Source organism: Komagataeibacter xylinus NBRC 15237 (genome assembly GCF_001571345.1).
GTDB classification, from domain to species: domain Bacteria; phylum Pseudomonadota; class Alphaproteobacteria; order Acetobacterales; family Acetobacteraceae; genus Komagataeibacter; species Komagataeibacter xylinus.
Map to the genome: position 1 here is coordinate 1 of NZ_BCTP01000025.1, position 24,596 is coordinate 24,596.

General features: G+C 61.8%; 22 protein-coding genes and 1 tRNA gene. 8 read left to right on the forward strand and 15 right to left on the reverse strand.

Features of this window, described 5'->3' with window-relative positions:
• Positions 1-1,436, reverse strand: a 1,436-nt coding sequence (locus tag GXY01S_RS10590; protein WP_061274887.1) for an acyltransferase family protein, incomplete at its 3' end; no start/stop codon positions are given.
• A 654-nt stretch (positions 1,437-2,090) separates the two neighbouring features.
• Here GXY01S_RS10590 and GXY01S_RS10595 point away from each other — a divergent pair.
• A complete protein-coding gene (locus tag GXY01S_RS10595; protein WP_061274889.1) occupies positions 2,091-3,032 on the forward strand; it encodes an AEC family transporter in 942 nt (313 codons plus the stop codon).
• A gap of 25 nt (positions 3,033-3,057) precedes the next feature.
• Here the strand turns inward: GXY01S_RS10595 and GXY01S_RS10600 are convergent, their stop codons facing one another.
• Positions 3,058-3,993 (reverse strand): DMT family transporter, encoded by a 936-nt coding sequence (locus GXY01S_RS10600; protein WP_061274933.1) that lies wholly within the window; start codon positions 3,991-3,993, stop codon positions 3,058-3,060.
• Positions 3,994-4,177: 184 nt separating this feature from the next.
• Here GXY01S_RS10600 and GXY01S_RS10605 point away from each other — a divergent pair, with 184 nt between their 5' ends.
• Positions 4,178-5,599 carry an FAD-binding oxidoreductase gene (locus tag GXY01S_RS10605; RefSeq protein WP_061274892.1) on the forward strand — a complete coding sequence of 474 codons (1,422 nt, stop codon included), beginning with the start codon at positions 4,178-4,180 and terminating at the stop codon, positions 5,597-5,599.
• A gap of 106 nt (positions 5,600-5,705) precedes the next feature.
• On the opposite strand, the gene GXY01S_RS10610 is transcribed toward GXY01S_RS10605, so the two are convergent.
• From GXY01S_RS10610 to GXY01S_RS10620, 3 genes are all read right to left on the reverse strand, one after another.
• Positions 5,706-7,322: a glycosyltransferase family 9 protein gene (locus GXY01S_RS10610; RefSeq protein WP_242501285.1), complete on the reverse strand. Its 1,617-nt coding sequence runs from the start codon at positions 7,320-7,322 to the stop codon at positions 5,706-5,708.
• A gap of 150 nt (positions 7,323-7,472) precedes the next feature.
• Positions 7,473-7,856 carry a DUF4112 domain-containing protein gene (locus tag GXY01S_RS10615; protein WP_061274894.1) on the reverse strand — a complete coding sequence of 128 codons (384 nt, stop codon included), beginning with the start codon at positions 7,854-7,856 and terminating at the stop codon, positions 7,473-7,475.
• A 126-nt stretch (positions 7,857-7,982) separates the two neighbouring features.
• Entirely contained in the window at positions 7,983-8,297 is a 315-nt protein-coding gene (locus GXY01S_RS10620; RefSeq protein ID WP_061274896.1) for a SelT/SelW/SelH family protein, read from the reverse strand.
• A gap of 152 nt (positions 8,298-8,449) precedes the next feature.
• Between GXY01S_RS10620 and GXY01S_RS18185 the strand changes: the two genes are divergently transcribed.
• Positions 8,450-9,043: a hypothetical protein gene (locus GXY01S_RS18185; protein ID WP_156470308.1), complete on the forward strand. Its 594-nt coding sequence runs from the start codon at positions 8,450-8,452 to the stop codon at positions 9,041-9,043.
• Here the strand turns inward: GXY01S_RS18185 and GXY01S_RS10625 are convergent.
• On the reverse strand, positions 9,025-11,127 hold the full coding sequence (locus GXY01S_RS10625) for a catalase (RefSeq protein WP_061274898.1): 2,103 nt from the start codon (positions 11,125-11,127) through the stop codon (positions 9,025-9,027). The genes GXY01S_RS18185 and GXY01S_RS10625 overlap by 19 nt on opposite strands.
• A gap of 168 nt (positions 11,128-11,295) precedes the next feature.
• Between GXY01S_RS10625 and GXY01S_RS10630 the strand changes: the two genes are divergently transcribed.
• The 3 genes from GXY01S_RS10630 to GXY01S_RS10640 all read left to right on the forward strand — a co-directional run bounded on the left by GXY01S_RS10630 (position 11,296) and on the right by GXY01S_RS10640 (position 14,007).
• Complete coding sequence (locus tag GXY01S_RS10630) at positions 11,296-12,117, forward strand: creatininase family protein (protein ID WP_061274900.1); 822 nt, start codon at positions 11,296-11,298, stop codon at positions 12,115-12,117.
• A 52-nt stretch (positions 12,118-12,169) separates the two neighbouring features.
• On the forward strand, positions 12,170-13,324 hold the full coding sequence (locus tag GXY01S_RS10635; RefSeq protein WP_061274902.1) for a YncE family protein: 1,155 nt from the start codon (positions 12,170-12,172) through the stop codon (positions 13,322-13,324).
• A 146-nt stretch (positions 13,325-13,470) separates the two neighbouring features.
• Positions 13,471-14,007: a methylated-DNA--[protein]-cysteine S-methyltransferase gene (locus GXY01S_RS10640; protein WP_061274904.1), complete on the forward strand. Its 537-nt coding sequence runs from the start codon at positions 13,471-13,473 to the stop codon at positions 14,005-14,007.
• A 169-nt stretch (positions 14,008-14,176) separates the two neighbouring features.
• Here the strand turns inward: GXY01S_RS10640 and GXY01S_RS10645 are convergent, their stop codons facing one another.
• The 3 genes from GXY01S_RS10645 to GXY01S_RS10655 all read right to left on the reverse strand — a co-directional run bounded on the left by GXY01S_RS10645 (position 14,177) and on the right by GXY01S_RS10655 (position 16,359).
• Entirely contained in the window at positions 14,177-14,557 is a 381-nt protein-coding gene (locus tag GXY01S_RS10645) for a PRC-barrel domain-containing protein (RefSeq protein ID WP_061274905.1), read from the reverse strand.
• A 141-nt stretch (positions 14,558-14,698) separates the two neighbouring features.
• Positions 14,699-15,052 (reverse strand): con-10 family general stress protein, encoded by a 354-nt coding sequence (locus GXY01S_RS10650; protein ID WP_061274937.1) that lies wholly within the window; start codon positions 15,050-15,052, stop codon positions 14,699-14,701.
• A 446-nt stretch (positions 15,053-15,498) separates the two neighbouring features.
• Positions 15,499-16,359 (reverse strand): N-formylglutamate amidohydrolase, encoded by an 861-nt coding sequence (locus GXY01S_RS10655; RefSeq protein WP_061274907.1) that lies wholly within the window; start codon positions 16,357-16,359, stop codon positions 15,499-15,501.
• 177 nt (positions 16,360-16,536) lie between these two features.
• Here GXY01S_RS10655 and GXY01S_RS10660 point away from each other — a divergent pair.
• A tRNA-Val gene (locus tag GXY01S_RS10660) sits at positions 16,537-16,611 on the forward strand.
• 423 nt (positions 16,612-17,034) lie between these two features.
• Here GXY01S_RS10660 and GXY01S_RS10665 read toward each other — a convergent pair.
• The 6 genes from GXY01S_RS10665 to GXY01S_RS10690 all read right to left on the reverse strand — a co-directional run bounded on the left by GXY01S_RS10665 (position 17,035) and on the right by GXY01S_RS10690 (position 23,809).
• On the reverse strand, positions 17,035-17,397 hold the full coding sequence (locus GXY01S_RS10665) for a YidB family protein (protein WP_061274909.1): 363 nt from the start codon (positions 17,395-17,397) through the stop codon (positions 17,035-17,037).
• A 215-nt stretch (positions 17,398-17,612) separates the two neighbouring features.
• Complete coding sequence (locus GXY01S_RS10670; RefSeq protein WP_061274910.1) at positions 17,613-18,290, reverse strand: NUDIX domain-containing protein; 678 nt, start codon at positions 18,288-18,290, stop codon at positions 17,613-17,615.
• A gap of 192 nt (positions 18,291-18,482) precedes the next feature.
• On the reverse strand, positions 18,483-21,437 hold the full coding sequence (locus tag GXY01S_RS10675; protein WP_061274939.1) for a glycosyltransferase: 2,955 nt from the start codon (positions 21,435-21,437) through the stop codon (positions 18,483-18,485).
• A gap of 90 nt (positions 21,438-21,527) precedes the next feature.
• Positions 21,528-22,430, reverse strand: a complete 903-nt coding sequence (locus GXY01S_RS10680) for a DMT family transporter (protein ID WP_110570404.1) — start codon at positions 22,428-22,430, stop codon at positions 21,528-21,530.
• Positions 22,431-22,510: 80 nt separating this feature from the next.
• Positions 22,511-23,005, reverse strand: coding sequence for a YbaK/EbsC family protein (locus GXY01S_RS10685; protein ID WP_061274912.1), 495 nt, complete (start codon positions 23,003-23,005; stop codon positions 22,511-22,513).
• Between the two features lie 102 nt (positions 23,006-23,107).
• The gene (locus tag GXY01S_RS10690; RefSeq protein WP_061274914.1) at positions 23,108-23,809 is read right to left on the reverse strand and encodes a YoaK family protein; all 702 of its coding nucleotides are present in this window, start codon (positions 23,807-23,809) and stop codon (positions 23,108-23,110) included.
• 35 nt (positions 23,810-23,844) lie between these two features.
• Here GXY01S_RS10690 and GXY01S_RS18190 point away from each other — a divergent pair, with 35 nt between their 5' ends.
• On the forward strand, positions 23,845-24,114 hold the full coding sequence (locus GXY01S_RS18190; RefSeq protein ID WP_146222773.1) for a hypothetical protein: 270 nt from the start codon (positions 23,845-23,847) through the stop codon (positions 24,112-24,114).
• The last annotated feature ends 482 nt before the right edge of the window (positions 24,115-24,596 follow it).

A 24,596-nucleotide genomic window follows, 5' to 3' on the forward strand; every position in this document is an offset into this window, starting at 1 on the left:
GTATAAAGCGCGCAGGCGGCGGCATGACCCGGATGCTGCGGCATGAGGCGCGTAGCCCCCATCAGCGGCGGGCAGGATGACTTGGTGAACTGCACAAAATCATACCCGCCTGCACGCGCGATGCGGGCAAGGGCGGGGGCAAGGGCTGCTGCGTGGCTATCACCCAGCAGGGCGATCTGCAGGCGTCCGGTGTCGTGCATGCAGGCGAAGCTTGTATTGGGCCGGGCATCGCCATAATTGGCCAGGCATGAACCGCCGCGCCCCGCTGCCAGGCTGGCTTCCGTGATCCGCAGGGCCGGGTTGAAGCGGGCGGGAAAGCCGTGGCTCATGTAAATGGCTGACAGGGCGGCCCCGCATAATGCAGTGGCGCTGCCATAGCGCAGCAGGACCGTGCGGGTGGGCAGGCGGGCATGGCGGAAAGGCTGTTCGATATAACGCCATGACAGCACGGCCAGCCCGAGTGACACCAAGGCCACCACCACAAGCTGCGCGGGCCGGGGGGCCTGCGCCATGCACAGCCATGTCAATGCCATGAGCGGCCAGTGCCACAGATACCATGAATAGGAAACAAGCCCCACCCCCACGAATGGGCGCGCGGACAGGACGAGGCGGTTGAAAATACTGCCTTCCGCCAGCACGAGCGCCAGCGTGCCCCCCACCGGCAGCAGCGCGGCAAGCCCCGGGAAGGGGGTATGTTCGTTAAAGAGACAGACTGACAGCACGACAAGCCCGATACCGGTAAAGCCCAGTATGTTGGCAGGCAGGGCGGGCAGGGGTTTTGTTGCCCCTGAGCGGGCGATGGCCAGGAAGGTTCCGGCCCCGAGTTCCCATGCCCGCGTGGGCAGAAGGTAGAAGACCGCCGTGGGCCAGCGGCCCATGCCGATGACGGCCAGGGTGAAGGAGCCAAGGCAGAGCGCACCGATGGCGCCGAGCACGAAAGGACGTGTCATGCGGCGCAGCGCCAGTAACAGGAAAGGAAAAAGCAGGTAGAACTGCTCTTCCACGCCGAGCGACCATGTCATGAGAAACGGATCAAGATGGGCATCGGGCGAGAAGTAGTTGACCTGCCGCCAGAACAGGATGTTGGACCACCCGCTCAGGGCCGCCATCGCCCCGATTGCAATCTGCCTGTAGTCCTGAGGGCTGGCCAGCGCGACGCCGAGGATCGTGACAAAGGCGATGACGGCCATGAGCGCGGGCAGGATGCGGGCGGCGCGCCGGGCATAGAAGGCATCGAAGCGAAAGCGCCCCGCCCCGACATCACGGTACACGATGCCGCCTATGAGAAAGCCGGAAATGACAAAAAAAATGTCCACGCCGGTGAATCCCGATTTCAGCGGCGAAAGACCAGCATGGAACAGGACCACGGCGGTCACGGCAATGGCGCGCAGGCCATCAATATCGCGGCGGTAGCGGCGGGAGGGATCAGGGGCCATGGGCTGGCTCTTTTCTTGCGGCAGTGAACGGTGCGCAGGCACGGTTCAGGGAAGGGGAATAGCTGCACGCAAACGTCAGTATTGTTTCAGAGTTTTTCTTTCCTGTTGTTTCACGTAAATTTTATTTTATTATTTTTTACTGAGTAATGAACGCACGCCTTGCATGCCTGCAAAAAGGCTGGTGATCACTGGCCTGGATGCTGCGCAGCAATGCACGCGATGGGATAAAAAACGAAAGCAGATTTTGAAAAATTTGTATGTATGGATTTGTATGATTAGATGGTATATATTGACATGTAATAAAGTAATTTTTTTATCATTAAATAATACACAATATTAATATTATGTGTAGATATTTATCAATAATAAATTTCAATGTATTTTGAAAAAATCGGTCAGGGACCGTTTAGAAAACTGATCGCATAACTGCATGATAATCATGAAAATTTTTTTCTGAAGTATTTAATTTCAAAAGATTGATTTGAATATATTTTTACTTTCTTACAAAATATGTAATTCTCATAAAAAGAGAAACATCATCCTGAATATCAGGGATGCCATTGCCATATCCGCGCAGGTCTGCTCAGGATTGTTTTTGGCAGCGCCTCCGTCATGCATGGCGGGGGTGCGCGTAGGATAAGGCCGTTTCAGTCCATGCTTTCGACCATTATTGCCGCGATGCTGCCTCTCATCCTGGTGTTTGTGCTGGGGTACCGTGCCGGGTGGCACCATGATTTTGATGGCACGCATGTTGCTGTGCTGAACCGGCTGGTCATGCTCTATGCGTTTCCGCTCAACCTGTTCGTAGGCATCGCCCACATGCCGCGCACCATCCTTGCGGGCCAGATGCCGCTGGCGGCTTCGGTCTTCGGGCTTATGTGCATCAGTTTTGCGGTGGCGTATGGGGTGTCGCGGTATGTGGCGCATCGTGGCGGGGCGGCGGCGGCGTTGCAGGGTCTGGCCATTGGCGCGCCCTCGGTGCCCTTTATCGGTTCCGCCATGCTGCCGGTCCTGATCGGGCATGACAGCACGGCGGTTGCCATATCGGCCGCGGTCTTCGCCATGGTGCTGGTCCAGACGCCGGTGTGCATGATGATGCTGGGCCACGATGCAACGGTTACGGATGGTGGATCGGTCAGTTTCGTGGGGCAGGTGGGGGCTGCGCTGAAAGAGCCAATCGTGTGGGCGCCGCTGCTGGCAACAGGGCTGGTGGTGCTGAACGTACGTCTGCCCCCTTCGCTGCTTGGCGCCATGGGCCTGCTGGGCAATACCGCCACGGGTGTGGCGCTGTTCGCATCGGGCGTGGTGCTGTTCCTGCAGCGTGTGCATATTACGCTGCCGGTGGTGATGACGGTGCTCGCGCGCAATATTGTCGTGCCCGCCATGGCGTGGCTGGTGCTGGCAGTGCTGGGCCTGCCGCATGATGTCATCCGCGCCACCGTGCTGACGCTGTCCATCCCTGTGGGCACGGTCGTGGTCATTCTGGCGGTTCGCTTCGGAACGGATGAGCAGGAGGCGGCCTCAACCCTGTTTCTCAGCGCGGTGGTCTCCGTGCTGACCATGGTGCTGTTCATTCTGCTCACCACGCAGCATTAAGCCAGCCGTATAAGGCGGCCCACCTTCAGCCCCGGTCAGGCGCATAGGTCTCGGCCCGCCGCCGGGCGGCGCGGCGTGCCTTCAGAACCAGTGCCTCATAAAGGACATGCTGGCGGATCCAGTTGATCATGCCCGATAGCGTGACCACGACAATGCCCGCGAACGTCCAGCCATCAAGCGGCTGATGAAACAGGAAGTAGCTGAACGCCACCGCCCACAGCATCTGGCTGTACTGGGGCAGGGCCACGCGGTTGGCAGGCGCGCGGGCGGTGGCCATCATCATGAACAATTGGCCAAGGGCGGCAAGAAAGCCGTAGCCAAACAGGAACATCCATGTTTTCAGCCCGTGCGGCCAGTGCGCGTGGGCCAGCATCAGCGCGCCATCGCCAACCAGCGGGCCGAACAGGCTTGAGCCGAACAGCGAGAGCCGGGGCGTGTCATTGCCCGCCAGCCGGTAGGCAATCACGCCCACGGCATTGGCGATGGCGGCAATCAGCGCGCACAGATGCCCCAGATGCAGTGCCCGCACGCCTGGCCGCAGCACGATCAGCACGCCCAGAAAACCCAGTATGACCGAAAGCCACGCCCAGCCCGATACTTTCTCATGCAGCAGGGTCACGGACAGGATGGTGACGAAAAGCGGCATGAGGAACATGAGCGAGAGCGCCTCAGGCATGGGCAGCAGCATGAAGGCCTCCACGCTGGCAGCCGTTGCGGCAAAGGTGGCCACGGCGCGCACCACCCACATCAGCGGGTGGGTGGGCGCAAAAATATCCTTGTAGGATTCGTTCTTGTCACGGATGAACGGAATGATGAGAAAGCCGAATACGCCCCCGGAGAAGGCGACCTCGAACGGGTCAAGCTGGCCTGCGAGCAGCTTGGAATAGGCATCACTGATCGAGAACGAGGAAAATGCGGCAAAGGCCAGCATCATGCCCGAGGTAAGAAAGGCCATGTTCATCTGTTTCCCCCCGTTTTGCGGCGTGCATTTGCGCATCACAGGCGGGCGGGTGCAAGGGCTGGTTGCCTGCATGCGCCTGAAAAAACAGACATGCCCGACCCGCCAGCCGTCCCGTCTGGCCGTGTGCTGCCATATGCTGTTACACTAGGGCTCCCTGTTTGATTTTTCTACCTGGACACCTTGCATGACTGACACGCCCGCCTCGCCCGCAGCCCGCCTTCAGGCCGCCCTGACCGCCATCCGTGCGGGCGGGCTTGCGGCACAGGTCAGCACCTCGCCCTCGGTGCTCGAGGCCCACAGCCATGGCGAGGCCATGGAAGCCGCCTGCCTGCCCGGCGCGGTGGTCTTTGCGCGCAAGACCGGGGATGTGGCCACCGTGCTGCGCGCCTGCCACGCCAATGCGGTGCCGCTTGTCGCCTTCGGGGCTGGCACGTCGGTTGAAGGACATGTCACGCCTGCCGAACACGGCATCAGCCTCGACCTTTCCGAGATGACCGCCATTGTTGAAATGAATGCCGAGGACCTGGACTGCCGCGTGCAGGCCGGGCTGACGCGGCAGGCGCTCAATGCCCAGATCCGTGATACGGGGCTGTTCTTTCCGGTTGATCCGGGTGGCGAGGCCACGCTGGGCGGCATGTGCGCCACGCGGGCCTCGGGCACGGCCGCCGTGCGCTATGGCACCATGAAGGAGAACGTGCTGGGCCTGACCGTGGTGCTGGCCACGGGCGACGTGATCCGCACGGGCGGGCGGGTGCGCAAGTCATCCACCGGCTATGACCTGACATCGCTGTTCATCGGCTCGGAAGGCACGCTGGGCATCATTACCGAGGTGCAGTTGCGCCTGCATGGCCGCCCCGAGACGCTTTCCGCCGCCGTGTGCCAGTTTGCCGACCTCGATGACGCGGTGCGGACCGCCATCGAGATCATCCAGTGCGGCATTCCCATCAGCCGGGTGGAACTGCTTGATGACGTGCAGATGGCCGCCTCGATCCGTTACTCGAAGCTTGATGGCTATCAGGACCTGACCACGCTGTTCTTCGAGTTTGGCGGTGCGCCCGCAAGTGTGCAGGAGCAGGTGGCGGCGACCGAGGCCATTGCCCTGTCCAATAACGGGCTGGCCTTTGCCTGGGCCGATACGGCGGAGGACCGCACCCGGCTGTGGAAGGCCCGCCACGATGCCTTCTGGGCCGCCAAGGCCGTCGAACCCACCGCCCGCGTCATTTCAACTGACTGCATCGTGCCGATCTCGAAGCTGGGCGAACTGATTGCGGGCGTGCGCGAAGATATCGCCGCCTCCGGCCTGCGCGTGCCGCTTTTGGGGCATGTGGGCGATGGCAATTTCCACTCTCTCATCATCACCGATGATACGCCCGCAGGTCATGCCCGGGCGCTGGATCTTGACCGCAGGATCGTGCACCGGGCGCTGGCCCTTGGTGGCTCATGCAGCGGCGAGCACGGCGTGGGCATGGGCAAGCTGGAATTTCTCGAGACCGAGCACGGCGCGGGTACGCTCGCGGTCATGCGCGCGCTCAAACACGCCATGGACCCGCTCAATATCCTCAACCCCGGCAAGCTGCTGCCGCCGGGGCGTGTGTATCAGGGTTAGAGCAGATCCAGTTTGTATGGACATATTCGAACTGGTGAAGAGGCTCGATAACAATGAGTTGGAGCAATTCCATTGAGCCACGGTTCAGTGGAACTGCTCTATGCGCTCAGGGCGCTGGTGGCAGGCGCGATGGCGGCAGGTCGCGCTTGGCCAGCATGCTGCACAGGCGGCGCACCACATCATCCCACTGCCCGGTGCGGATCTGGCGGATGATGCGCAGGGTAGGGTACCACGGGCTGTCGGTGCGGCCCGAGAGCCAGCGCCAGCAATTGTCAAACCGGTCGAGCAGCAGCACCGGGCAGCCCAGCGCGCCAGCAAGGTGGGCGACCGACGTATCGACCGACACCACCACATCGAGGCCCGCGATGAGGGCTGCCGTATCATCCATGTCGCGCACGCTTTCCATGGGGTCATGCAGGCGCATGCCGGCGGGCATGTCCATCATCTGCCGGGCGTAGGTGCCCATCTGCAGGCTGACCAGCGAGATGCCGGGCATGCCTGCCAGTGGGGCCAGGCTGCGTAGCGGTATGGAGCGCCTGCGGTCCATGGCGTGGGCCGCGGGCACGTCGGGCCTGCTGGCCCCGCCCCATACCAGCCCCACCCGGAGTGTCGGGCGCGCCGGCAGGAAGGGCGCCCAGGCCCGCACGCGCCCCGCATCGGCATGCAGGTAAGGCACGGCAACACCTGCATGGCCCGGCATGCGGTGCAGTACATGCGGCAGGCTGAGGAACGGGCAGTGCCAGTCATGAAACGGCACGGGCTGGCGGTCATTGAACACGCGGCGCACGCCATCCATGCGGCGGATCAGGCCGTGCAGCGTGTCGGGAGCCTGCACGATCACGCGTGCGCCCAGGGCGGCCAGCACCGGCACGAAGCGCAGCATCATCAGCATGTCGCCCAGCCCCCCCTCGCGCGTGATGAAGATGGTCCTGCCCCGCAGGTCGGCATCCGGCGCCAGCACGGGCAGGGTCCGTGCGGCAGGCAGGCGCGCGCGACCGGGGAGTTTGCGCCGCCATTCATATTCGGCCCAACCCTGGGCCATCTGCCCGTTCTTGAGCAGGGTCAGGGCATGGTTCAGGCGCAGGTTGGCATCATCGGGGCGCAGTGCGAGGGCGCGGGCATGGATTGCGAGCGACTCATCGGTGCGGTTCCAGCCTGCCAGCAGGTGCGCGAGGTTGGCATGCGTCATGGCGCTGCGGGGGTGATGTTCGAGAATATAAAGCAGCAGGTCGCGCCCGGCGGCGTATTCACCCTGTTCCATCAGGCATACGGCCATGAGGTTGCCGGTGGTGAGCTGGGCGGGTGACAGGCTCAGCCCATCGGTCAGCACGGCATGCGCCTCCGCCGTGCGGCCGCGTTGCAGCAGCAGTTCGCCCAGCATGTCATGCGTGCGGATATCCTGCCCCGCGCGCTGGCGCACGGCACGGAGCACGGCTTCAGCTTCATCCACGCGCTCATGGGGCAGCAGCAGGTCGAGCATGTCGCGCGCCGGGTGGCGGGCACCGGGATTGGCCACGGCCTGCCGGCACAGCAGGCGGGCCGCCTCCTGCACCCGGTTGCACCCTGCATGGGCATGCGCGAGCAGAAGCTCGACATCGGGCGAAGGCGTGCAGCTTTCAAGCACGGCACGGGCCTGTGCGAACTGGCCCTGGCGCAGCAGGCCGAGCGCATCGGCCAGCATGGCGTTGGTGGCGGTGACCGTGCGGGGGGCTTTTTTGTTCATATCACGCCATGACCACGGCATGCGGCGTGACAGGCGCAGGCCCCGGGCTGGCCTGCCTGTGCGGCACGGAAAAAGGAGAGAAGCATGGCGGCGGATTTCTTTGAATTCAGGAGCGTGGAGCGCATAGTCTACCGTTCCTGCCGCCTACGTCTAGGGCGTGGCCAGGCCCATATGTGCTTCGAGTAGCGCCACGTTGCGCAGGTCGGCCTTGAAGGCGGTATCAAAAATATCGCCCAGCACGGGCACGAGGTCAGCCGCCGCCTCGATCAGCACATTGGCCAGCATGCGGGCCAGCACCTTCTGGCTGGCACCGAGCGTCCAGCTTTTCCAGATGATGTAGAGGGAAGGGATGATCATGATCGCCGTGCCGCCCACCGGCAGCAGGCCGATCACCGTATCAAGCCCCCAGCGCGCCTTCGTGCCGGGAATACGGAAGGCGGCATCAAGCAGGGTCGCCAGTTTCCGCAGCCGTGCGACTTCAGCACGGATATCGGCAGGCCGCGCGCTGGCGGCCGAAGAAGCAAAAGCGTTCATGCTGTTATTATGGGGTGTGCCGTGAGGCGTTACAATGCGGCCGACTTCACGGCGCACGCTTTAAAAGCGGATAAAATTCTGGTGGAGCTTTTTTCAAAAAGCTTCAGAAAAGCCCGATATCGTCCCCTAACCGGATGCGCCCCCATCGCGATCAATATGGCCCATGTCACGCTCCGGCGCGATCACGTCGCGCACGCGCTGCTTGAGTTCCTTCGGGCCGGGAAAGCCGCCATCGCGCTTGCGCTCCCACACAAGCTGGCTGTTGACCGTGATCTCGAACCGTCCGCCGCTTGCCGGGATGAGGCTGACGCTGCCCAGTTCCTCGCCAAAGGTGGAGAGCAGTTCCTGCGCCATCCATGCCGCGCGCAGCAGCCAGTTGCAGCGCGTGCAGTAAAGGATGGAGATATCGGGGCGGCCTGTCGTGGGGATCGGGTCGGTCATGGGCGTTCCTCCTGTCTCATCCAGCCGGACGGGGCCGCCCGGCTGCCCTGATGGGTATCATGCACCGTGAGGATATAGCGGCTTTCAGGCCATGAAGCACCGGAAACCTTGCGGGCCATATGCGCCCCACGTATCAATGAAGTGATGGAGATATGGACATAAAAACAGTCGATCAGGCATTGCCTGATGCGGTCGTGGAGGTTCTGGAGGAAGATTGCTGGAATTATAGTTTATTTCTGAAATCTTTTTCAATCGAACCTTACGAAAACAGGGACTCAGTCGAGACAATAAAAAAGATATTCGGGGAAAATGTTGTCGTAGAGGATCTCCGGCAAATCAGGACGGAAGACGTCTCCGGCATAATAGATAGTTCACCCTATTATGCCGGAGACGTGGGGGCCGGACCATCGGCGGACTCCCTGTCGTCACGGGAATTCCACAGGGCAGTTCACAACGTGCAGGTGCAGGTTGCAAATATTCCGCAATCAGCAACCCGGGTGGAAACGTTCTCGTTCCGGGAGGGTCATCCCGCCTATCCCGTTTTCTGGGATTTTGCCCGGAAAACATCCACAAATCATAAGGAAGTTTTTGGTGAAGCTTTTTTTAAAAAGCTTCGAGGAATGCCGCCTTTTGGAAAAAAGGCGACATCCAGAAACTTTCGTCATTTTTTATCAATAGTTTTTTTAAACCAGCTTCCCCGGCAGCCGGAAGGGTGGGTGCCGCGTGTTCAGACCGCGTGGACCTGACTTTCACGCGACCACAGGCGCAGCGCCGCACAGGTCTGGATGAAAGCCGTGGCGTCATCCGCGCGTTCGAGCGCAATCACGCCCGCATCGCGCGCACGCGGGTGCAGCCCCGCCGCCGCGAGCAGGATCTCGGCGGCATCATTATGCGCGATGAACTTGGCGTGGGCGAAGGCATCGGCGATGAAGTCGCGCATGGTGGCCTCATGGCGCAGCAGGTTCGCCCCTTCCACCGTGGGCAGCAGGGCCACGGCATCATACAGCACGGACGGGCCGCCATTGATCTTCTGCTGGGCTACAACCTCGTTGCCTGCGCTGTCCGTAATGCCCGCCACGGTGGGGGCGATCAGTTCAACCGTGCCATCCACGGCCTCGGTTGCGGCAATCAGGGCGGAGAGCAGGTCGGCATTGACGCCATTGCTCACCACGATGCCCAGCTTGCGGCCTGCAAAGCTGTCCGGCCCGTTCTTGAGGATGCTCAGCGCGGGCGAGGGCTCCAGTCCTTCCACCACCGGGCGGGCGGCAGGCGCAGGTGCGGGCAGGGGCGAGAGGCCAAGCCCGGTGGCAACGCCCTGGGCCAGTTCGGTATCGACATGCAGCAGGTGGCTGACCATGCGCGCGCGGATGGCGGGGGTCTCGACCTTGCTCAGTTCGAACACGAAGGCATCGCGCATGTGGGTCTGTTCCACCGGTGTCTGGCTGATGTAGAACTGGCGCGCCTGGCTGTAATGGTCGGCGAAGGTTTCCGAACGCTGGCGTAGCTTGGGGCCGGATTCTTCCTCGGGGTAGGAGGTATAGCCTGCAGGGGTCTCGCGCGGGCCACCGGCGGGCTGCGACCAGGAATTGGGCTCGTAATTGGCCCGCCCCTTCGGGTTGTGCATGGCCATGTGCCCATCTTGCTGGAAGTTGGCGAACGGGCATTTGGGCGCGTTTATGGGGATGTGCGTGAAGTTGGGGCCGCCGAGGCGCTTGGTCTGGGTATCGAGATAGGAGAAATTGCGCCCCTGCAGCAGCGGGTCGTTGGTGAAGTCGATGCCGGGGATGACGTTCTGGGTGCAGAACGCCACCTGCTCGGTCTCGGCAAAGAAATTGTCGGGCATGCGGTCGAGCACGAGGCGGCCCACGCGGCGCACGGGCACCAGTTCCTCGGGGATCAGCTTGGTGGGGTCGAGGATGTCGAAGTCGAAGCTGTCGGCAAATGCATCATCAAACAGTTGCACGCCCAGTTCCCATTCGGGGAAGTTGCCTGTCTTGATGGCCTGCCACAGGTCGCGGCGGTGGAAATCGGGGTCGGCCCCGTTGATCTTGAGCGCCTCGTTCCACACCACCGATTGCAGGCCCAGCTTTGGCTTCCAGTGGAATTTGACGTAAGTTGACTTCCCCTGCGCATTGATGAGGCGGAAGGTATGCACCCCGAACCCCTCCATGAAGCGGAAGGAGCGGGGAATGGCACGATCCGACATGGCCCAGCAGACCATGTGCGTGGCCTCGGGCGAGAGCGACACGAAATCCCAGAAATTGTCGTGTGCTGTCTGCGCCTGCGGAAAGTCGCGGTCCGGCGCCTGCTTGGCGGCATGCACGAAATCGGGGAACTTGATGGCATCCTGAATGAAGAAGACGGGGATGTTGTTGCCCACCAGGTCCCAGTTGCCCTGGCTGGTATAGAGCTTGACGGCAAAGCCGCGCACGTCGCGCACCACATCGGCCGAGCCCTTGTTGCCCGCCACGGTGGAAAACCGCACGAAGGCGGGCGTGCGTTCGCCCACCTTGCCAAAAAGATCGGCCTTGCACACATCGGCCAGGCTGTCGGTCAGTTCAAAATAGCCATGCGCGCCGTAGCCACGGGCATGGACCACGCGCTCTGGGATGCGCTCATGGTCGAAATGGAAGATCTTTTCACGGAAATGGAAGTCCTCCATCAGGGCCGGACCACGCGCCCCCGCACGCAGGGTATTCTGGTCATCTGACACCGCAAGGCCCTGCTGGGTGGTCATGGCCGGCGTACCTTCGCCGGCGGTCTGGTGGGTTTCGCCACCAGCGCCGACATGAGTCGCCATGGCTTTCGGGGCTTTGGGTGTTTTTGTCATGATGGGTGTGTGTCCGGGCTGGAGATGAAGGGATGTGCTTTCCCAACGGGACGGGATGGGGTGAGTTGCATGGTGATGTCGGGGCCGGGGCTGATGGCGGTTGCCAATTGCGTGGCGACAGGGCACACGGGCGCATGAACCGCCAGCAGCCAGAGAGCCCTGCCATCCATGCGTAACCGTTCAGCCCTTGTGGCCGCAGGCAGCCTGTTTGCCGCCCTGTGGTGTGCCCCGGCCGTGGCCAGCCCCGGCACGGTCGATTTTACGGACCTGACCTGGACCGAAATCCGTAACGCGGTGCAGGAGGGCGATACCACCATCATCGTGCCGGTGGGCGGCACGGAACAGAGCGGGCCTTACATTGCCGTGGGCAAGCATGACGTGCGCGCCCTGCTGCTTGCCCGCCGCATTGCGCGGGCGGCGGGCCATGCGCTCGTGGCCCCGGTGGTGGCCTACGTGCCTGAAGGCGGCACGTCGCCGCGCACGTCGCACATGCGCTTTCCCGGCACCATCAGCATAACCCCGGCCACCTTCCGCGCATTGCTGGGCGATGCCGCCGAGAGCTTTCGCGTGCAGGGGTTTACGCGCGTGGTGCTGATTGGCGACCATGGCGGCTACCAGAAGGATCTGCGCACGGTGGCCGATACGCTCAACCACCGCTGGCAGGGCACGGGAGCGCATGTGCTGTACGTGCCCGCCTATTACGACGTGGTGCCGGGCGCCTATGCCACATTGCTGCGCCAGCATGGCCATGCGGCGGAGGTGGGCATGCATGCCGACCTGTCGGACACTTCACTGATGCTGGCTCTTGACCCCGCCCTTGTGCGCACGCAGGCGCTCCGCGCCGCCCCCCTGCCTGGGGCGGCACAGGGCGTCTATGGCGGCGACCCGCGCCGCGCCGATGCGGCCCTTGGGCAGGTGGGGGCGGACATGCAGGTCAACGCCACGGTTGCGGCCATGCAACACGACCTAACAGGACGGAATTCGCCCTGATTGCGCCGCTGCCACGGCGTGCTATAGGGGCCGCGACGAACAGGATCACACTATGACACACAAGAAAAAACTACCGGTTCTGGGGCTGGGCATGCTGCTGCTGCAAGGTGGGGTGGCCCTGGCGCAGGCTGTTGACACCATTCCCGGCATGCCGCCCGTGCTCGACCCCCACAATATTTACAGCGAGACCCGGGCCAACAACCTCAACCCCGAGGTTGCCAAGGATCCGCCACGCATCTACGTGCCCAACCTGCGCTCGAACAATGTGTACGTGATCGATCCGCAGACCTATACGGTCATCTCGCGCTTCAAGGTGGGCAAGAGCCCGCAGCACGTCGTGCCCGCGTGGGACCTGCGCACCCTGTGGGTGACCAACAATGCCGAAGGCACGACCAACGGCACGCTCACGCCCATAGACCCGCGCACCACCCAGCCACAGGCCGAAGTGGCGGTGGATGATCCGTACAACATGTATTTCACCCCCGATGGCAAATCCGCCATCACGGTGGCCGAGGCACGGCAGAGGCTCGATTTTCGCGATCCGCACACCATGGCATTGCAGGGCTCGGTCTCGGTGCCGCAGTGCAAGGGCGTCAACCACGCCGATTTCTCCATCGACGGGCGTTACGCCATCTTTACCTGTGAGTTCGGTGGCTATCTGGCCAAGGTCGATACGGTCAACCGCACGGTCATCGGCTATCTCAAGCTCTCGGGCGGGGGCATGCCGCAGGATATCCTGACCGCGCCCGATGGCCACAAATTCTACGTGGCCGACATGCATGCCGATGGCGTGTTCGTGATTGATGGCGACAGCTTCCGCGAGACGGGATTCATCCCCACCGGCATTGGCACCCATGGCCTGTATCCCAGCCGTGACGGCACGAAGATGTACGTGGCCAACCGTGGCTCGCACAAGATTCATGGGCCGCCGCATGGCAAGGCGGGTGGCGTGAGCGTGATCGATTTCGCAACTGACAGGGTCGTGGCCAACTGGCCCATTCCCGGTGGCGGCAGCCCTGACATGGGCAATGTCAGCAATGATGGCAGGACGCTCTGGCTTTCGGGCCGGTTTGATGATGTTGTCTATGCCATCGACACCACCACGGGCACCATGCGCAAGATCCCTGTGGGGCTGGAGCCTCATGGCCTGACCGTATGGCCGCAGCCGGGCCGGTATTCGGTCGGACATACCGGAATTTTGCGTTAAATAACTGTTTTGAAAAACAAAAGTTTTTTGGACGCCGCCTTTTTGAAAAAAGGCGGCGTCTTTTTTTGCGCCTGAAACAAAAACTGTTGCATGATGTTCCCGCTCTTTGCTGCAATATCCGCCACGCGCAATGGGGCTATCCGGTCATGACGCCATTCAAACAGAATACCGATATCCGTTTCATCATCGGGCCTTCATGCCTTGGCATGGTCATGGTGGCACTTGGGCCGGAGGGGCTTGCGGCCATCATGCTCGATGCGGATGAGCGCGCGCTGCAACGGGCGGCTGTAGCGTCTTTTCCCACGGCACGGGCCGGGAGCGCGGATGATGCGGCGCTGGCACGCTGTCTGGAGGTCGTGACTGCCTGCGTCGAGGCCCCATGGGCCATGCCCGACCTGCCGCTTGCGCTGCAGGGCACGCCTTTCCAGCAGGAGGTCTGGCAGGCCCTGCGCGGCATACCCTGCGGCCACACCATAACCTACGGCGAACTTGCGGCCCGCATTGGCCGACCCGGTGCCGTGCGGGCGGTGGCCGGGGCCTGTGCCGCCAACCGGCTGGCCATGGTGGTGCCCTGCCATCGCGTCATCCGCCATGATGGCAACCTGTCGGGTTATCGCTGGGGTGTGGCCCGCAAGCAGGTCCTTCTGGCGCGGGAGCGGGCCTGGCGCCTGGGAGAAAAATGATAACGGTTTTTTGGTAAGGTCTTTTTTCTAACCAGTGTTCCTTGAAGCTTTTTGACAAAAGCTTCACCAAAAATTTCTTTACTATTTCAGGCTGTTGAAAATTAAAAAAACCGCAGGTTACGGCCCAAGGCCGTTCCCTGCGGTTCCAGTTTACGGATTGCGGCCCGATTTATGCGTGGGGTAATCCACCATAATAGGTATCGACCTGCTGGCCATAGGTGTTGTTGCTCCAGTCGAGCGACATGTCCTGCGCATAGGCCGGAGCGCCTTCAAGCTGCTCGCGCGTGAGGGACACGATATAGCCGCCCTGGCGGGGGTCGTAATGCAGGGCTTTCCAGGGCAGGGGATGATAGCTGTTCCCCATGCCCATGAAGCCGCCAAAGCTCATGACAACATAGGCGACATCGCCTGAAATCTTGTCGACCATGAAATACTTGACCGTGCCCAGTTTTTCGCCCGCCGGTGAATACACGGCCGTGCCTTCAACCTGGTCGGAGGAAATGAGGTCATGCTTGTTGGTGGTCATTGTGTTGCTTGCCGTAGCAGACATGAAACTTCTCCTTGCCGGTTCTTCGTGCCGCGCCACGCAGGGGCATGCCTGCCTTCTCGTGTGGCTGTGGCGCGGGACCTGTTGCAAAGGGGGAGGAGGCAGGGCGGCGCCACGGCCTCCTCCTGCCCTGAGCCTGTGCGTTCAGGTTTTGGTGTGGCTGTGCTGGCCGCCCTTGCGCCCGGCCTGCGCCGCGCGCCCGGGGTCATCGGCAAAATTGCCGGAACGGTGCTCTGTGCCCTTGTGGCTGGCCTGGGTGGGTTTTTCCACCTCATGCTCCGTGCCGCCGTGGCTGTGCTGGCCACCCTTGCGGCCCGCCTCGGCGGCGCGCTCCGGGTCGCGGGCAAAGTTGCCAGAACTGTTCTGCCCCCCCTTGTGCCCGGCCTCGGCCGCCTTTGCGCGGTCATTGGCAAAGTTGCCGGGGTTGTGTGTGGCACCGCCGCGACTATCGGCGGGGGCAAGGGCGATACGGTTATGCAGGGAGATATGAGAATTCATGATCTTCACCTTTCGCTGGCAGCGGCTACAGGGGATCCTTGTTTTTCCTCGCTCCGTCATGGGGTTTTACTGAGGAAGCGATCCCGGGAACGTCCGCTGTGAGGAGATCAACGATGCATCCCTTTCCCGGTTGCGGCTGGGTTGCATAAAATAAAACAGCAGACATTACAATAAGAGTCGATGCCGGAATGAGTCCGTTCATAATAAAATTAAGACCATATACCTTATAATTCATGCCAGACCAGGGCAGGGGCAGTCAGGGAACAAGTATTGCTCAAGGCACCGGTTCAGGGCGTCAATATACCCGGCACCCTGTGCTGCCGATCTGTCGCGACGGGCATCCGCCCTGTCGTGGTCCGGTTCAGGTTGGTATGGATCTTGCCCCAACCGGGGCGATAAACCGGGAATGCGGGTGGCAGGAGCCGCTTTATCCGCTTTTTTGCGGCCTATTCGGCTGCCATCTGCGCCAGCGTGTCGCCATACTGCGCCAGCATGGCCACGACTTCCATCAGCACGACTTGCAGCCGCGTGAAGCCTTCATGGGGTTGCAGGCTGTCCTGATCCATATACAGCGCCCGGCTCATTTCCAGTTGCAGGGCCTGCACGCCGCGCCGTGGCCGCCCGTAATGGCGGGTCACATATCCCCCTGCAAAAGGCACGTTACGCGCAACGCTGTAGCCGTGGGCCGTCAGCACATGCTCGACGAGCGCCGTCATCTGCTGGGTGCAGGCCGTGCCCCAGGCATTGCCCAGAACAAAATCCGGCTGGTCCCCGCGCCCCTTCACCACAGGCATGGAATGGGCATCAAGCAGCAGGCAGAAGCCATGCCGGGCCACGCAGTCATGCACCAGCCCGGCGAGGGCATCATGATAGGGTTGCCAGCAGGTGCTGACCCGTTTCTCGGCCTCCGCAAACGGGAGCGGGCGGGCGTAGATCGGCCCATCACGCGATACGATGCGAGCAATGGTGCCAAACCCGGCCCTGACCTTGCGGCTGGTGGTATTGCACCAGGCGGGCAGGGCCTCGCGGAACATGGTGGGGTCGAGTTCCCATGCCTCACGGTTCACATCGCAATAGGCTCGCGGAAAGGTGGCGTGCAGCAGGGTGGCGCCGTGCCCTGGTGCGCCTTCAAACAACTGCTCCACATAACAGTCCTCGCTGCGCCGCAGCGCAAGCGCGCCCAGCCGGGACAGGCGCAGGAACTCGGGCATGTAGTTACGCCCCGAATGGGGAGACGCCACGATAACCGGCCGATGGATGCCTTGTGGCTCAATGATGTGAAAGGGCGGCACGGCGCGTTCCGTCATGCGGGTTTTCCCAGAGGGAACAGCCGCATGGGAACAGACAGCGGGGATGGAAAGGCAGGCCAGCGCATGGTCGCCATAGGGGCAGGCGGCAGGCTGGGGGTCAATGCGTTTTTTTTAAAAAAGGGGGGTTGCATCCGCCTGAAAGGGCCAGTAAAAACCACTTCACCAGAGACTGATGGGCGCATAGCTCAGCGGTAGAGCACTATCTTGACATGGTAGGGGTCACAGGTTCAATCCCTGTTGTGCCCACCATCGGTCTCTGGTCTTAGTGATTTTCCTTAAAAAATAAGAACAGCCGCTGTATCGCGATGGTTTGGCTTGCTAACACGCAGCGAAACGCTGTGGATCGCTTCGACCACATTATTAATCGCTTGTCTGGGCCATGTACCTAGGCGTGAATAATCTTTTTCGATAAGCATCCGGCATTAATCTGGTGTATCCGGCTACGATATCCATATCGCTCCAGTTGCTGCCCGCCATTGCTTCCGGCAGCGCTCCCTAAATTAAAATGATATGTGATGCTTTCCGCAGCAGGAAAGTTCATCACCTGTTTCCAACTCATTCTTGGAACGTCGTCTTTTTCCAAAGGCGGTTCATGCGGCAGAGCGCATCATGACCCGTGACGTCGCCATGAGGGAAAGGGCCAGCCACGCGTGACCGGCCCAGTTTTTGCGTTCAGGCGGTTTTGGGCGCTTCTCCGGCAGCCGGGGTCTGGGTATTGACGGCCTCGGGCAGCAGATGGGCCAGAACGGGCAGGATGGTCGCGGCGGGCAGGCCGGTCTTGTCCACCATGGCCTGAACCTGCTGGTTGCTCAGCAGCGAGCGCAGTTCATCGGTCGAGATGGGCAGGTTGTGGCCATCGCCAATCCATGAGCGCACCTTGTCGCCCAGCCCGGCCTGTTCCGCCTGGGTCATCAGGCTGGTGATGGTGGCGGGGGTAAGAAGTTCGGCCAGGTAGGAATGTACCTGCTCCGACAGGCCCGCCGCACCGGCCAGATCGCTCAGCTTGCCCATAACATCATTGAAGATACCGCTCATTCTGCTTTGTTCCCGTCATGTCATTTGGTCTGTGCCGCATTATACTACACGACATAGAGTTATAGGAAATTTATATAAAACAGGACAAAAAAAAGCGGTGCATATGCACCGCTGAGTTTAGGGAGGAAACGTCCAAGAAGCAGTTGCACAAGGCAGGTCTGCTTCCCGCCGTTATGACAACCCTCACATTGTTGTGTCAACAAAAAAACGTACGTTCATTTTCGTGCCTGGTACATGTGCCATGAAAGCAACGTTTTGGCGTCCGTCATGCCAATATGGGGCAGGTTCGCCATGTCGATCACCCGCAGGCGGATATGTTCGTGCTCGCAGGCAAGGCCGGTCTGCCGGTCCGTCAAGGCCTGGGCCAGGGTCTCGTCTATGTGCAGTTCGGTATAGTACAGGCCAATTGCCTCGTCACACCCGCCCGGTGAGAGCCAAACATGCGTCAGTTCCACCAGATCTTCGGCGCGCACATGCAGGTCGGCCCCCACTTCCTCAGCCAGTTCGCGTAGTGCCGTGCTGACAAACGCGCCGCCATCGAGCATGCCCGCGGGCAGGGCCAGCAGGTCGGGTTGGGCGACCGGCACGCGGGCCTCACGCGTGAGGATGGTGCGGTCGGGGTAACCGGGGCATTGCAGCACGACCATGACCGATACGGAATCACCCCGCAGCAGGGCGAGGCCGGGCACCGCCCTGCCTTCATGCAGGGCGTCGGCCTCCACGAGTATGAAGCCCATGCGCTCCGGGCCAAAGGCCACCGCATCGCGCACCAGCACATGGCGTAACGTGAAGCGGGTGCGCATGGCCTCATGCCACCGGCGGAAATGCGGGGCGGCAAGCACGCGCGCCTGCATGGTGGCATCAATGCCTTGTGCAAAGGAAATATCGGTCATCCGGCCTCTTCATGCCCTGGGCCAGCGAAAACGATCAGCCTCAGTAACGGTTAAAAAGCCAGTTCAGCCAGCATCCTGCAATGATGGAAAGTTTTTTGGTACCGCTTTTTTTCAAAAAAGCGGCGTTCTTCGAAGCTTTTTGAAAAAAGCTTCACCAAAAACTTTCTTATGATTGACGGCTATAAAACAGTCTCAGTCTGGCATAAACAGGCTGTGCATGATGTCGCCAATCCGTTCCTGATAGGCTTCCGGGTCGTGTTCGGTGGCAATGCGGTGCAGCGCATTGTCACGCACCGTATTCCATAGCATCTGGTCACGATACAGCCGGATGACCTGTGCGGCAAAGGCGGCGGGGTCGGTTATGTCGGCGCAGAGCATGTCATGCCCGTCCTGCCAGCCTGCCTGCTGGCACAGAAGCGGCGAACCGACCACGGGCAGGCCATTGGCAGCCGCCTCGTGCAGTTTATAGGCAATGCCCGCGGCAAAGCGGGTGGGAGCCACAAACACGCGATACCGGTCATAAATGGGGGCCGTATCGGCCACCTGGCCCAGCATGCACACATTGGGGTGCTGGCGCAGGGGGCCAAGATCGACGCGCGGGTTGACGTGACCACACACGCCAAAGCGGATGTCCGGCCCGAGTTCGGCCACGAGCAGGGGCAGCACTTCGGCACTGAACCAGGCCAGCGAGTCAAGATTGGGGGCCTGCCGGTCATGCACCGCGCCGAGGAACAGGATGTCCCGCCGCGCGTCCCACCCCGGCCCCGTGGCGCGGGGCACCTGCACGTGGCCCAGAACGGACACATTATCAAAGCCCGCCTCACGCAGCAGGTCGGCTTCCGTTCCGTTTACCGCCACCACCCGGCGGGCAAGAAACAGCGGGGCCAGTTCCGCTGCCAGCCGCGTGGCAAAAGGCTGGGGGCTGGCAAGGCCATGAAGGCGCTCATAGGCCACTTCGCGGCAGGTGGCCAGGGCCTCGGTGTCAACCACGATCCGGTCGGTGGGAATGCTGGAGGCGGCCTCGTTGAAGATGGAGGCGAGGCGGGCGGCATTATGGGTGCGGGCGATCCAGATTGCATCGAAGCAACTGCGGCGCTCGTGCAAAAATGCACTCAGCTCGGGCAGTTCGCGATCGTGAATGACCTCGACCTGATCGGGGAAGGCCGCCCGGATCGTGGCCAGATCCTCAATCGGGCGAAAAATGGGGTAGACCGTGACACGGTAGCCCAAAGCCGCCAGCGTCGTGATGATGTCGTTCGAGCGTGTGAAGCCTGAACCCAGATAACGCAGTGGCAGCCTGTCCTCAATGAACAGCACATGCCTGCTTCGTGCATCGGCATGCCGGGCGCGGGCCTGCAACGGGTCGTGCCGTAGGGGCCTGCGCCGCAGTTCCGGGCCATGGCGGCGCGTGAACAGGGCGCTGTTGCGCGCGATCAGGCGCGCAGCACTGGTGGCGTCCGACGTACCGCATTCATAATGCACAAGGCACACGTTGGGGTCGTACAGAATGCGGTAGCCCTGCGCGCGGATGCGCAGGCACAGATCCGTCTCCTCGAAATAGGCGGGCGCATAGGCTTCATCAAAGCCGCCAAGGGCCTGCGCCACATCGGTGCGGACCATGAGGAACACGCCCGAGCAGAAATCAACCGCGCGCACGAATCCGGCTTCGGGCACGGCAGGGTGGGCGTCGCGCATGTAACCCTGCACCGAGCCGTCGCGCCAGACGATGCTGCCTGCCTCCTGCAACACGCCATGGGTGCGGATGATGCGCCCGCCCACGGCCCCGGTCGTGGCATCGGCCATGAGGCGGCCCAGCGCATTGGCAATCGCGCCGTATTGCAGGTCCACGTCGTTGTTGAGGAACAGCACCGCAGGGGCGGCCACCCTTGCAAGGCCCGCGTTGCACCCGCGCACGAAGCCGATATTGCCTGCAAAGCGCAGCACCTCGATGCCTTTTACATGCTGCTCGATATGGGCCACGCCATCACGCGAGCCGGAATCCACCACGATCACCTGAAGCGCGCCCGCGTAATTGGCCCGCAGCGAGGCCAGCGTGGACATGGTCATGGCAAACTGGTCATGCGCGATGATGATGACACTCAGCGCGGGCGGTCCGTCGGCACTGAAATCAATGCCTGCCGCCAGCAGCAGCGGCAGGCGCACGGCGCACATGTGGCGGAACAGGGCGCGGGCCTGCGCCTCGGTTACGGGTGGCGGCGCGGCGGGGCGCAGGTCGGGGCGGGCGGTGAGGTAGTGGCCAAAACCGTCGCGCGCGCGGCCTGCAGTCACGTCGGCCTGAATGGCGGGGTCGCGCATGTATTGCGCAAGATCCAGCATCGAGCACGGCTTGCGCAGTTCATGCACGCCGTGACGCAGGAAGTGGGCATAGCCGTTGCGCAGTTCGCCCCGCTCCACCGCCTCGAGCACGTCGGGGTTGACGGCGCAGTAGAAGGATTCGGAAAACAGGGGGCCGGGGTCAAATTCCAGTGGCGTGGCATTGCACAGGTAATGGTGCAGGGCAGATTGCCATAATCCCTGTGTAATTTCCGCCTGCACGTCGGGGTAGGTGCGCGCGTACCATTCGGCATCGAAATAGGGCGAGAGCGTGCGCCATGGCAGGGCCGCCGCCCCGTGCAGCAGGTAATGGGCAAAAGGGCGGGTGAGGGCGCTGCCTTCCCCCTCCGGGGCCTCGGCAAGATAGGTGGCAGGGTCAAAAAAGCACGATCCGGTGCGCATCTGTGCATCGCCCGTGCGCAGGTAGTGGTCGTAGCCATTGCGGTAGCCGGCCTGCTCGAGGCCAGCCTGCGTCATGTCGGGGTAGCCAGCGCGGTAGGCGTGCTCGTCAAACAGCCAGTGGGGGTTGTGGTCGTTCAGGCCCGCGTTCAGGTAATGGTCGAACCCGCTGCGCCATACGCCCTGCGCCACCAGTGCCGCCACGTCAGGATAGGTGGCGCAGTACCATGCCTCATCAAAAAAGGGGTTGGGGGCGTGATGCAGGGCCGCGCCATGCTCGTGGTAGAAATCGCGCGCCTGCGCGGGTGTTATGTCCATAAGGTCCAGCACCGCGGCGTAGCGGGCATGGTACCATGCGGCATCGAAACTGGCCCAGCGGGCAGCCATTTCCGCATGATCGGGGGAAACAGCCATCATCAATCCCTGTCTCGTTCCTGTTCACGGCGTTATGCCCGCAAAAGGTTAAGAGACGGTTTGAAACGCCAGTTTCTGGAACAGGTTGCCTCAGTCCCGTGCCGCGCGCCGCCGCGCCGGGTGGCCCCATGTGTTCATGATCACCACCCCCAGCATAACCACGCCACCGCCAAGCAGCGTGCGGCCTGCGGGCACTTCGCCCGTGAGCGCAAAGGCCAGCAGCATGGTGACGGGGGGCAGGGTATAGAGCAGCGCGGAGCCACGCGCAGCCCCCATGTGGCTGATCACGAAGGTCCATGCGCCATAGCCCAGCGCCGCGGGAAAGACGGCGAGTTCCACCACCGCCGCCATGCACGACCACGGCGCATGGACAACAACTACGCAGGCGCGCGGCAGCCACGGCAGCAGCAGCAGCCCCCCTGCAATGAGAATATAGGCAATGGTGGGCAGCGCGCCATAGCGCGGCATGAGCTGGCGCAGCATGATGGTATAGATGGCCGAGCACAGGGCTGCGCCCAGCACCAGTGTCGCCCCGGAGCCGAACGCGATACCGCCTGTCTGCCCCCCCGCGATCAGGATCACGCCCGAGAAACTGAGCAGCGATCCCGCCCAGCCCCACGTGGTCAGCCGCTCACCCAGAACGGGCATGGCGATCAGCGCGGTCATGAGCGGACACGAACTGATGAGCAGGCTGGCCGCCCCGGACGAGACCGTAAGCTCGCCCATGTTGAACAGTACATTATAAAGTGAAATGCCAATGCCCGCGCAGGCCAGTATGCGCGGCACATCACGCCAGGCAGGCGGCGGTACGCGCCTGCAGGCCAGCCACAGGGCCGCAAGTACTGCCGCCCCCGCGTAACGGATGGCGGCCAGCGGCACCGGCGGCATGTCGCGCAATGCAATGCGCACCACAGGATAGGCGCTGGCCCACGACAGGATGGCCGTTGCCACGGCAAGCGGCAGCATGCGGGCCGCCAGGGTCTTGTTGTTCATGCTTACCGCATAGCAGGGTTTGAAACGCAAGGGGAATGGATTTACGCCCGGCGCTGATCTGCCCTGCCATGATGGGCAGGTCAGTCCTTGCTGGCGGGCGGGGTCGAAATATCGGCGACCCTGGCGGCGATGACTTTCCGGGCATCTTCCGGGGCAAGGGCTACGACCAGCCCCTGGTCGCCCGCATTGATATAGACCGTGGGTTGCGTCATGGCCGCGGCCGAGAGCACGACGGGCATGGGGTTGGCCTGCCCGAACGGGCTGGTGCCACCGGAGCGGAATCCGGTCAGCTCTGCTGATTTCTCGGGCGGCATCATGCGTGCATTGCGCCCCCCGAACAGGGCCGCCACCGCCTTGAAGTTGACCCTGTGATCGGCTGGCACCACAAGGCAGACGGGTGTTGCGCGGTCGACCTCCACCACCAGCGTTTTGAGCACGCAGGCGGGGTCCGCCCCGATGGAGGATGCGGCCTGCATGCCGATCAGCCCGCCACCGGGCGCGTATTCATACTGATGCACTGAAAAGGGCACGCCACTGCCGGCGAGAAATTCGGTAGCCTTTGTCTGTTGTGTCATGCTGTCTGTTTTTCATCCCCTCTGGTGCGGCCCATGCCGCCGGCTGCAACGCCAAGGATAAAATGGCACCCGCGTGCCATGCAACAGCAGGTGGCCTGCGCCTTATGCCCGCTCTGCGCCCCGCACGATGGCAGGCAGCGCGAGCACGATCAGCACGGCTCCCAGCCCCATGAGTGATCGCGTGCCCAAAAATGCATAACCCAGCGCGCCTGCGGTGCCTCCCAGCACGAAAGAAGCGATGATCGCGCCATGAAGGCGCAGCCGCGTTGCCACGTCAGGCGAGGGGGATGTGCGGTTCCCCATCCACTGGGCCAGTTCCAGCCCGAGGTCGGTCAGCATGCCGGTCATATGCGTGGTGCGTACCCGCGCGCCCGAGATATGGGTGACCGTGGCGTTCTGCATTCCCATGAGAAAACTTAGGCCATAGCCCAGCACTCCGGCACCCGGCCCCGCAGGCAGCCAGCCCGCCACCAGCCCCAGTGCCATGAGCGCCACGCCTTCCAGCAAGATGATGCGCGCATGCATGCAGGCCACGCCCCGCCTGCATCCGGCCATGAGGCGCAGCGTTGCCACAACCGCTCCCGCCACGAAGGCGGCCACCAGCCCCAGCCCGCACAGCACGGTCATGACCCCGCCCGGCGCCAGCCCTGTCGCCACGGCAGAGAGGTTGCCGGTCATGTTCGCGGCATAGGCGCCGAACGCCAGAAAGCCGGTCACATTCACGCCGCCCGCCACCGCGGCGAGCGTGCAGCCCAGCCTGATGTCGGTTCTGATATTGCGCGATGGGCCTTCGTGAACCAGCATATCCGTCTTCCGCGTGGCACGGGACAGTCCGCGCCATGATGGTGGTATCGGCCACGGGATGCGGCAAATGCAACCTGCAATACCAGCAAGCCCTCCGGCTGGACCCGGCGGGATCACATGGACGCGAGGCTTCAGAAAGAATTTCGCAACCTTGGGTAGTGTTTTCTGGTGGTATCAGAAACATGTCTTATCAGGGCGCTGCGTGCATCCACGCGCTCACGCCCTGCCACGGGATCTGGCGCCGGGCGCATGCCCTGCCTGATTTGTACCATATTTCCAAAGTCGTTTTTAACCGGGCCATTTGATTATACGATTATGGTAAGCCTGAGCGCGGACGCTTTCATAAATGTTGATAGCGTATATATGAATATATGTTCATAATTCGATAGCTTTTTAAGGTCATGATATTGAATTCCGAAGCATGGTTTATGCATATTCCAGTCGCGTCAATATTATAGGAAGATATACCTAAGCACTAATTTCCCTGCCAGAATCTAAGTATTTTGGAAGTGAACAGAGAGATGTTAAGTGATTTTTATAAACTTACGTGAATAAAAATATAAACCATAAAGTTAATATATGTTAACTTAATATTTTGTTTCAGCTTTTTGCAAGAAAACACGATTTCCGTGTTAATTCTATCCCTGTCATGCAACCTGAAAGGGAAAGAGGCTGAATTTCCAAGGTCTGTTTTTTGCAATCGCGGGTTGTTATTCTCATTTTGCCACTTCAATATTCTGATCTATACATATGGACAGGCACGCATGATGATGGCATGTTCCGAAAA

What these genes read in the sequence shown, in the direction of transcription:
- GXY01S_RS10595 (WP_061274889.1), top strand. Translation starts at nt 2,091, where the DNA reads ATGCTTTCGACCATTATTGCCGCGATGCTGCCTCTCATCCTGGTGTTT.
- GXY01S_RS10600 (WP_061274933.1), bottom strand. Translation starts at nt 3,993, where the DNA reads ATGAACATGGCCTTTCTTACCTCGGGCATGATGCTGGCCTTTGCCGCA.
- GXY01S_RS10605 (WP_061274892.1), top strand. Translation starts at nt 4,178, where the DNA reads ATGACTGACACGCCCGCCTCGCCCGCAGCCCGCCTTCAGGCCGCCCTG.
- GXY01S_RS10610 (WP_242501285.1), bottom strand. Translation starts at nt 7,322, where the DNA reads ATGAACAAAAAAGCCCCCCGCACGGTCACCGCCACCAACGCCATGCTG.
- GXY01S_RS10615 (WP_061274894.1), bottom strand. Translation starts at nt 7,856, where the DNA reads ATGAACGCTTTTGCTTCTTCGGCCGCCAGCGCGCGGCCTGCCGATATC.
- GXY01S_RS10620 (WP_061274896.1), bottom strand. Translation starts at nt 8,297, where the DNA reads ATGACCGACCCGATCCCCACGACAGGCCGCCCCGATATCTCCATCCTT.
- GXY01S_RS18185 (WP_156470308.1), top strand. Translation starts at nt 8,450, where the DNA reads ATGGACATAAAAACAGTCGATCAGGCATTGCCTGATGCGGTCGTGGAG.
- GXY01S_RS10625 (WP_061274898.1), bottom strand. Translation starts at nt 11,127, where the DNA reads ATGACAAAAACACCCAAAGCCCCGAAAGCCATGGCGACTCATGTCGGC.
- GXY01S_RS10630 (WP_061274900.1), top strand. Translation starts at nt 11,296, where the DNA reads ATGCGTAACCGTTCAGCCCTTGTGGCCGCAGGCAGCCTGTTTGCCGCC.
- GXY01S_RS10635 (WP_061274902.1), top strand. Translation starts at nt 12,170, where the DNA reads ATGACACACAAGAAAAAACTACCGGTTCTGGGGCTGGGCATGCTGCTG.
- GXY01S_RS10640 (WP_061274904.1), top strand. Translation starts at nt 13,471, where the DNA reads ATGACGCCATTCAAACAGAATACCGATATCCGTTTCATCATCGGGCCT.
- GXY01S_RS10645 (WP_061274905.1), bottom strand. Translation starts at nt 14,557, where the DNA reads ATGTCTGCTACGGCAAGCAACACAATGACCACCAACAAGCATGACCTC.
- GXY01S_RS10650 (WP_061274937.1), bottom strand. Translation starts at nt 15,052, where the DNA reads ATGAATTCTCATATCTCCCTGCATAACCGTATCGCCCTTGCCCCCGCC.
- GXY01S_RS10655 (WP_061274907.1), bottom strand. Translation starts at nt 16,359, where the DNA reads ATGACGGAACGCGCCGTGCCGCCCTTTCACATCATTGAGCCACAAGGC.
- GXY01S_RS10665 (WP_061274909.1), bottom strand. Translation starts at nt 17,397, where the DNA reads ATGAGCGGTATCTTCAATGATGTTATGGGCAAGCTGAGCGATCTGGCC.
- GXY01S_RS10670 (WP_061274910.1), bottom strand. Translation starts at nt 18,290, where the DNA reads ATGACCGATATTTCCTTTGCACAAGGCATTGATGCCACCATGCAGGCG.
- GXY01S_RS10675 (WP_061274939.1), bottom strand. Translation starts at nt 21,437, where the DNA reads ATGGCTGTTTCCCCCGATCATGCGGAAATGGCTGCCCGCTGGGCCAGT.
- GXY01S_RS10680 (WP_110570404.1), bottom strand. Translation starts at nt 22,430, where the DNA reads ATGAACAACAAGACCCTGGCGGCCCGCATGCTGCCGCTTGCCGTGGCA.
- GXY01S_RS10685 (WP_061274912.1), bottom strand. Translation starts at nt 23,005, where the DNA reads ATGACACAACAGACAAAGGCTACCGAATTTCTCGCCGGCAGTGGCGTG.
- GXY01S_RS10690 (WP_061274914.1), bottom strand. Translation starts at nt 23,809, where the DNA reads ATGCTGGTTCACGAAGGCCCATCGCGCAATATCAGAACCGACATCAGG.
- GXY01S_RS18190 (WP_146222773.1), top strand. Translation starts at nt 23,845, where the DNA reads ATGATGGTGGTATCGGCCACGGGATGCGGCAAATGCAACCTGCAATAC.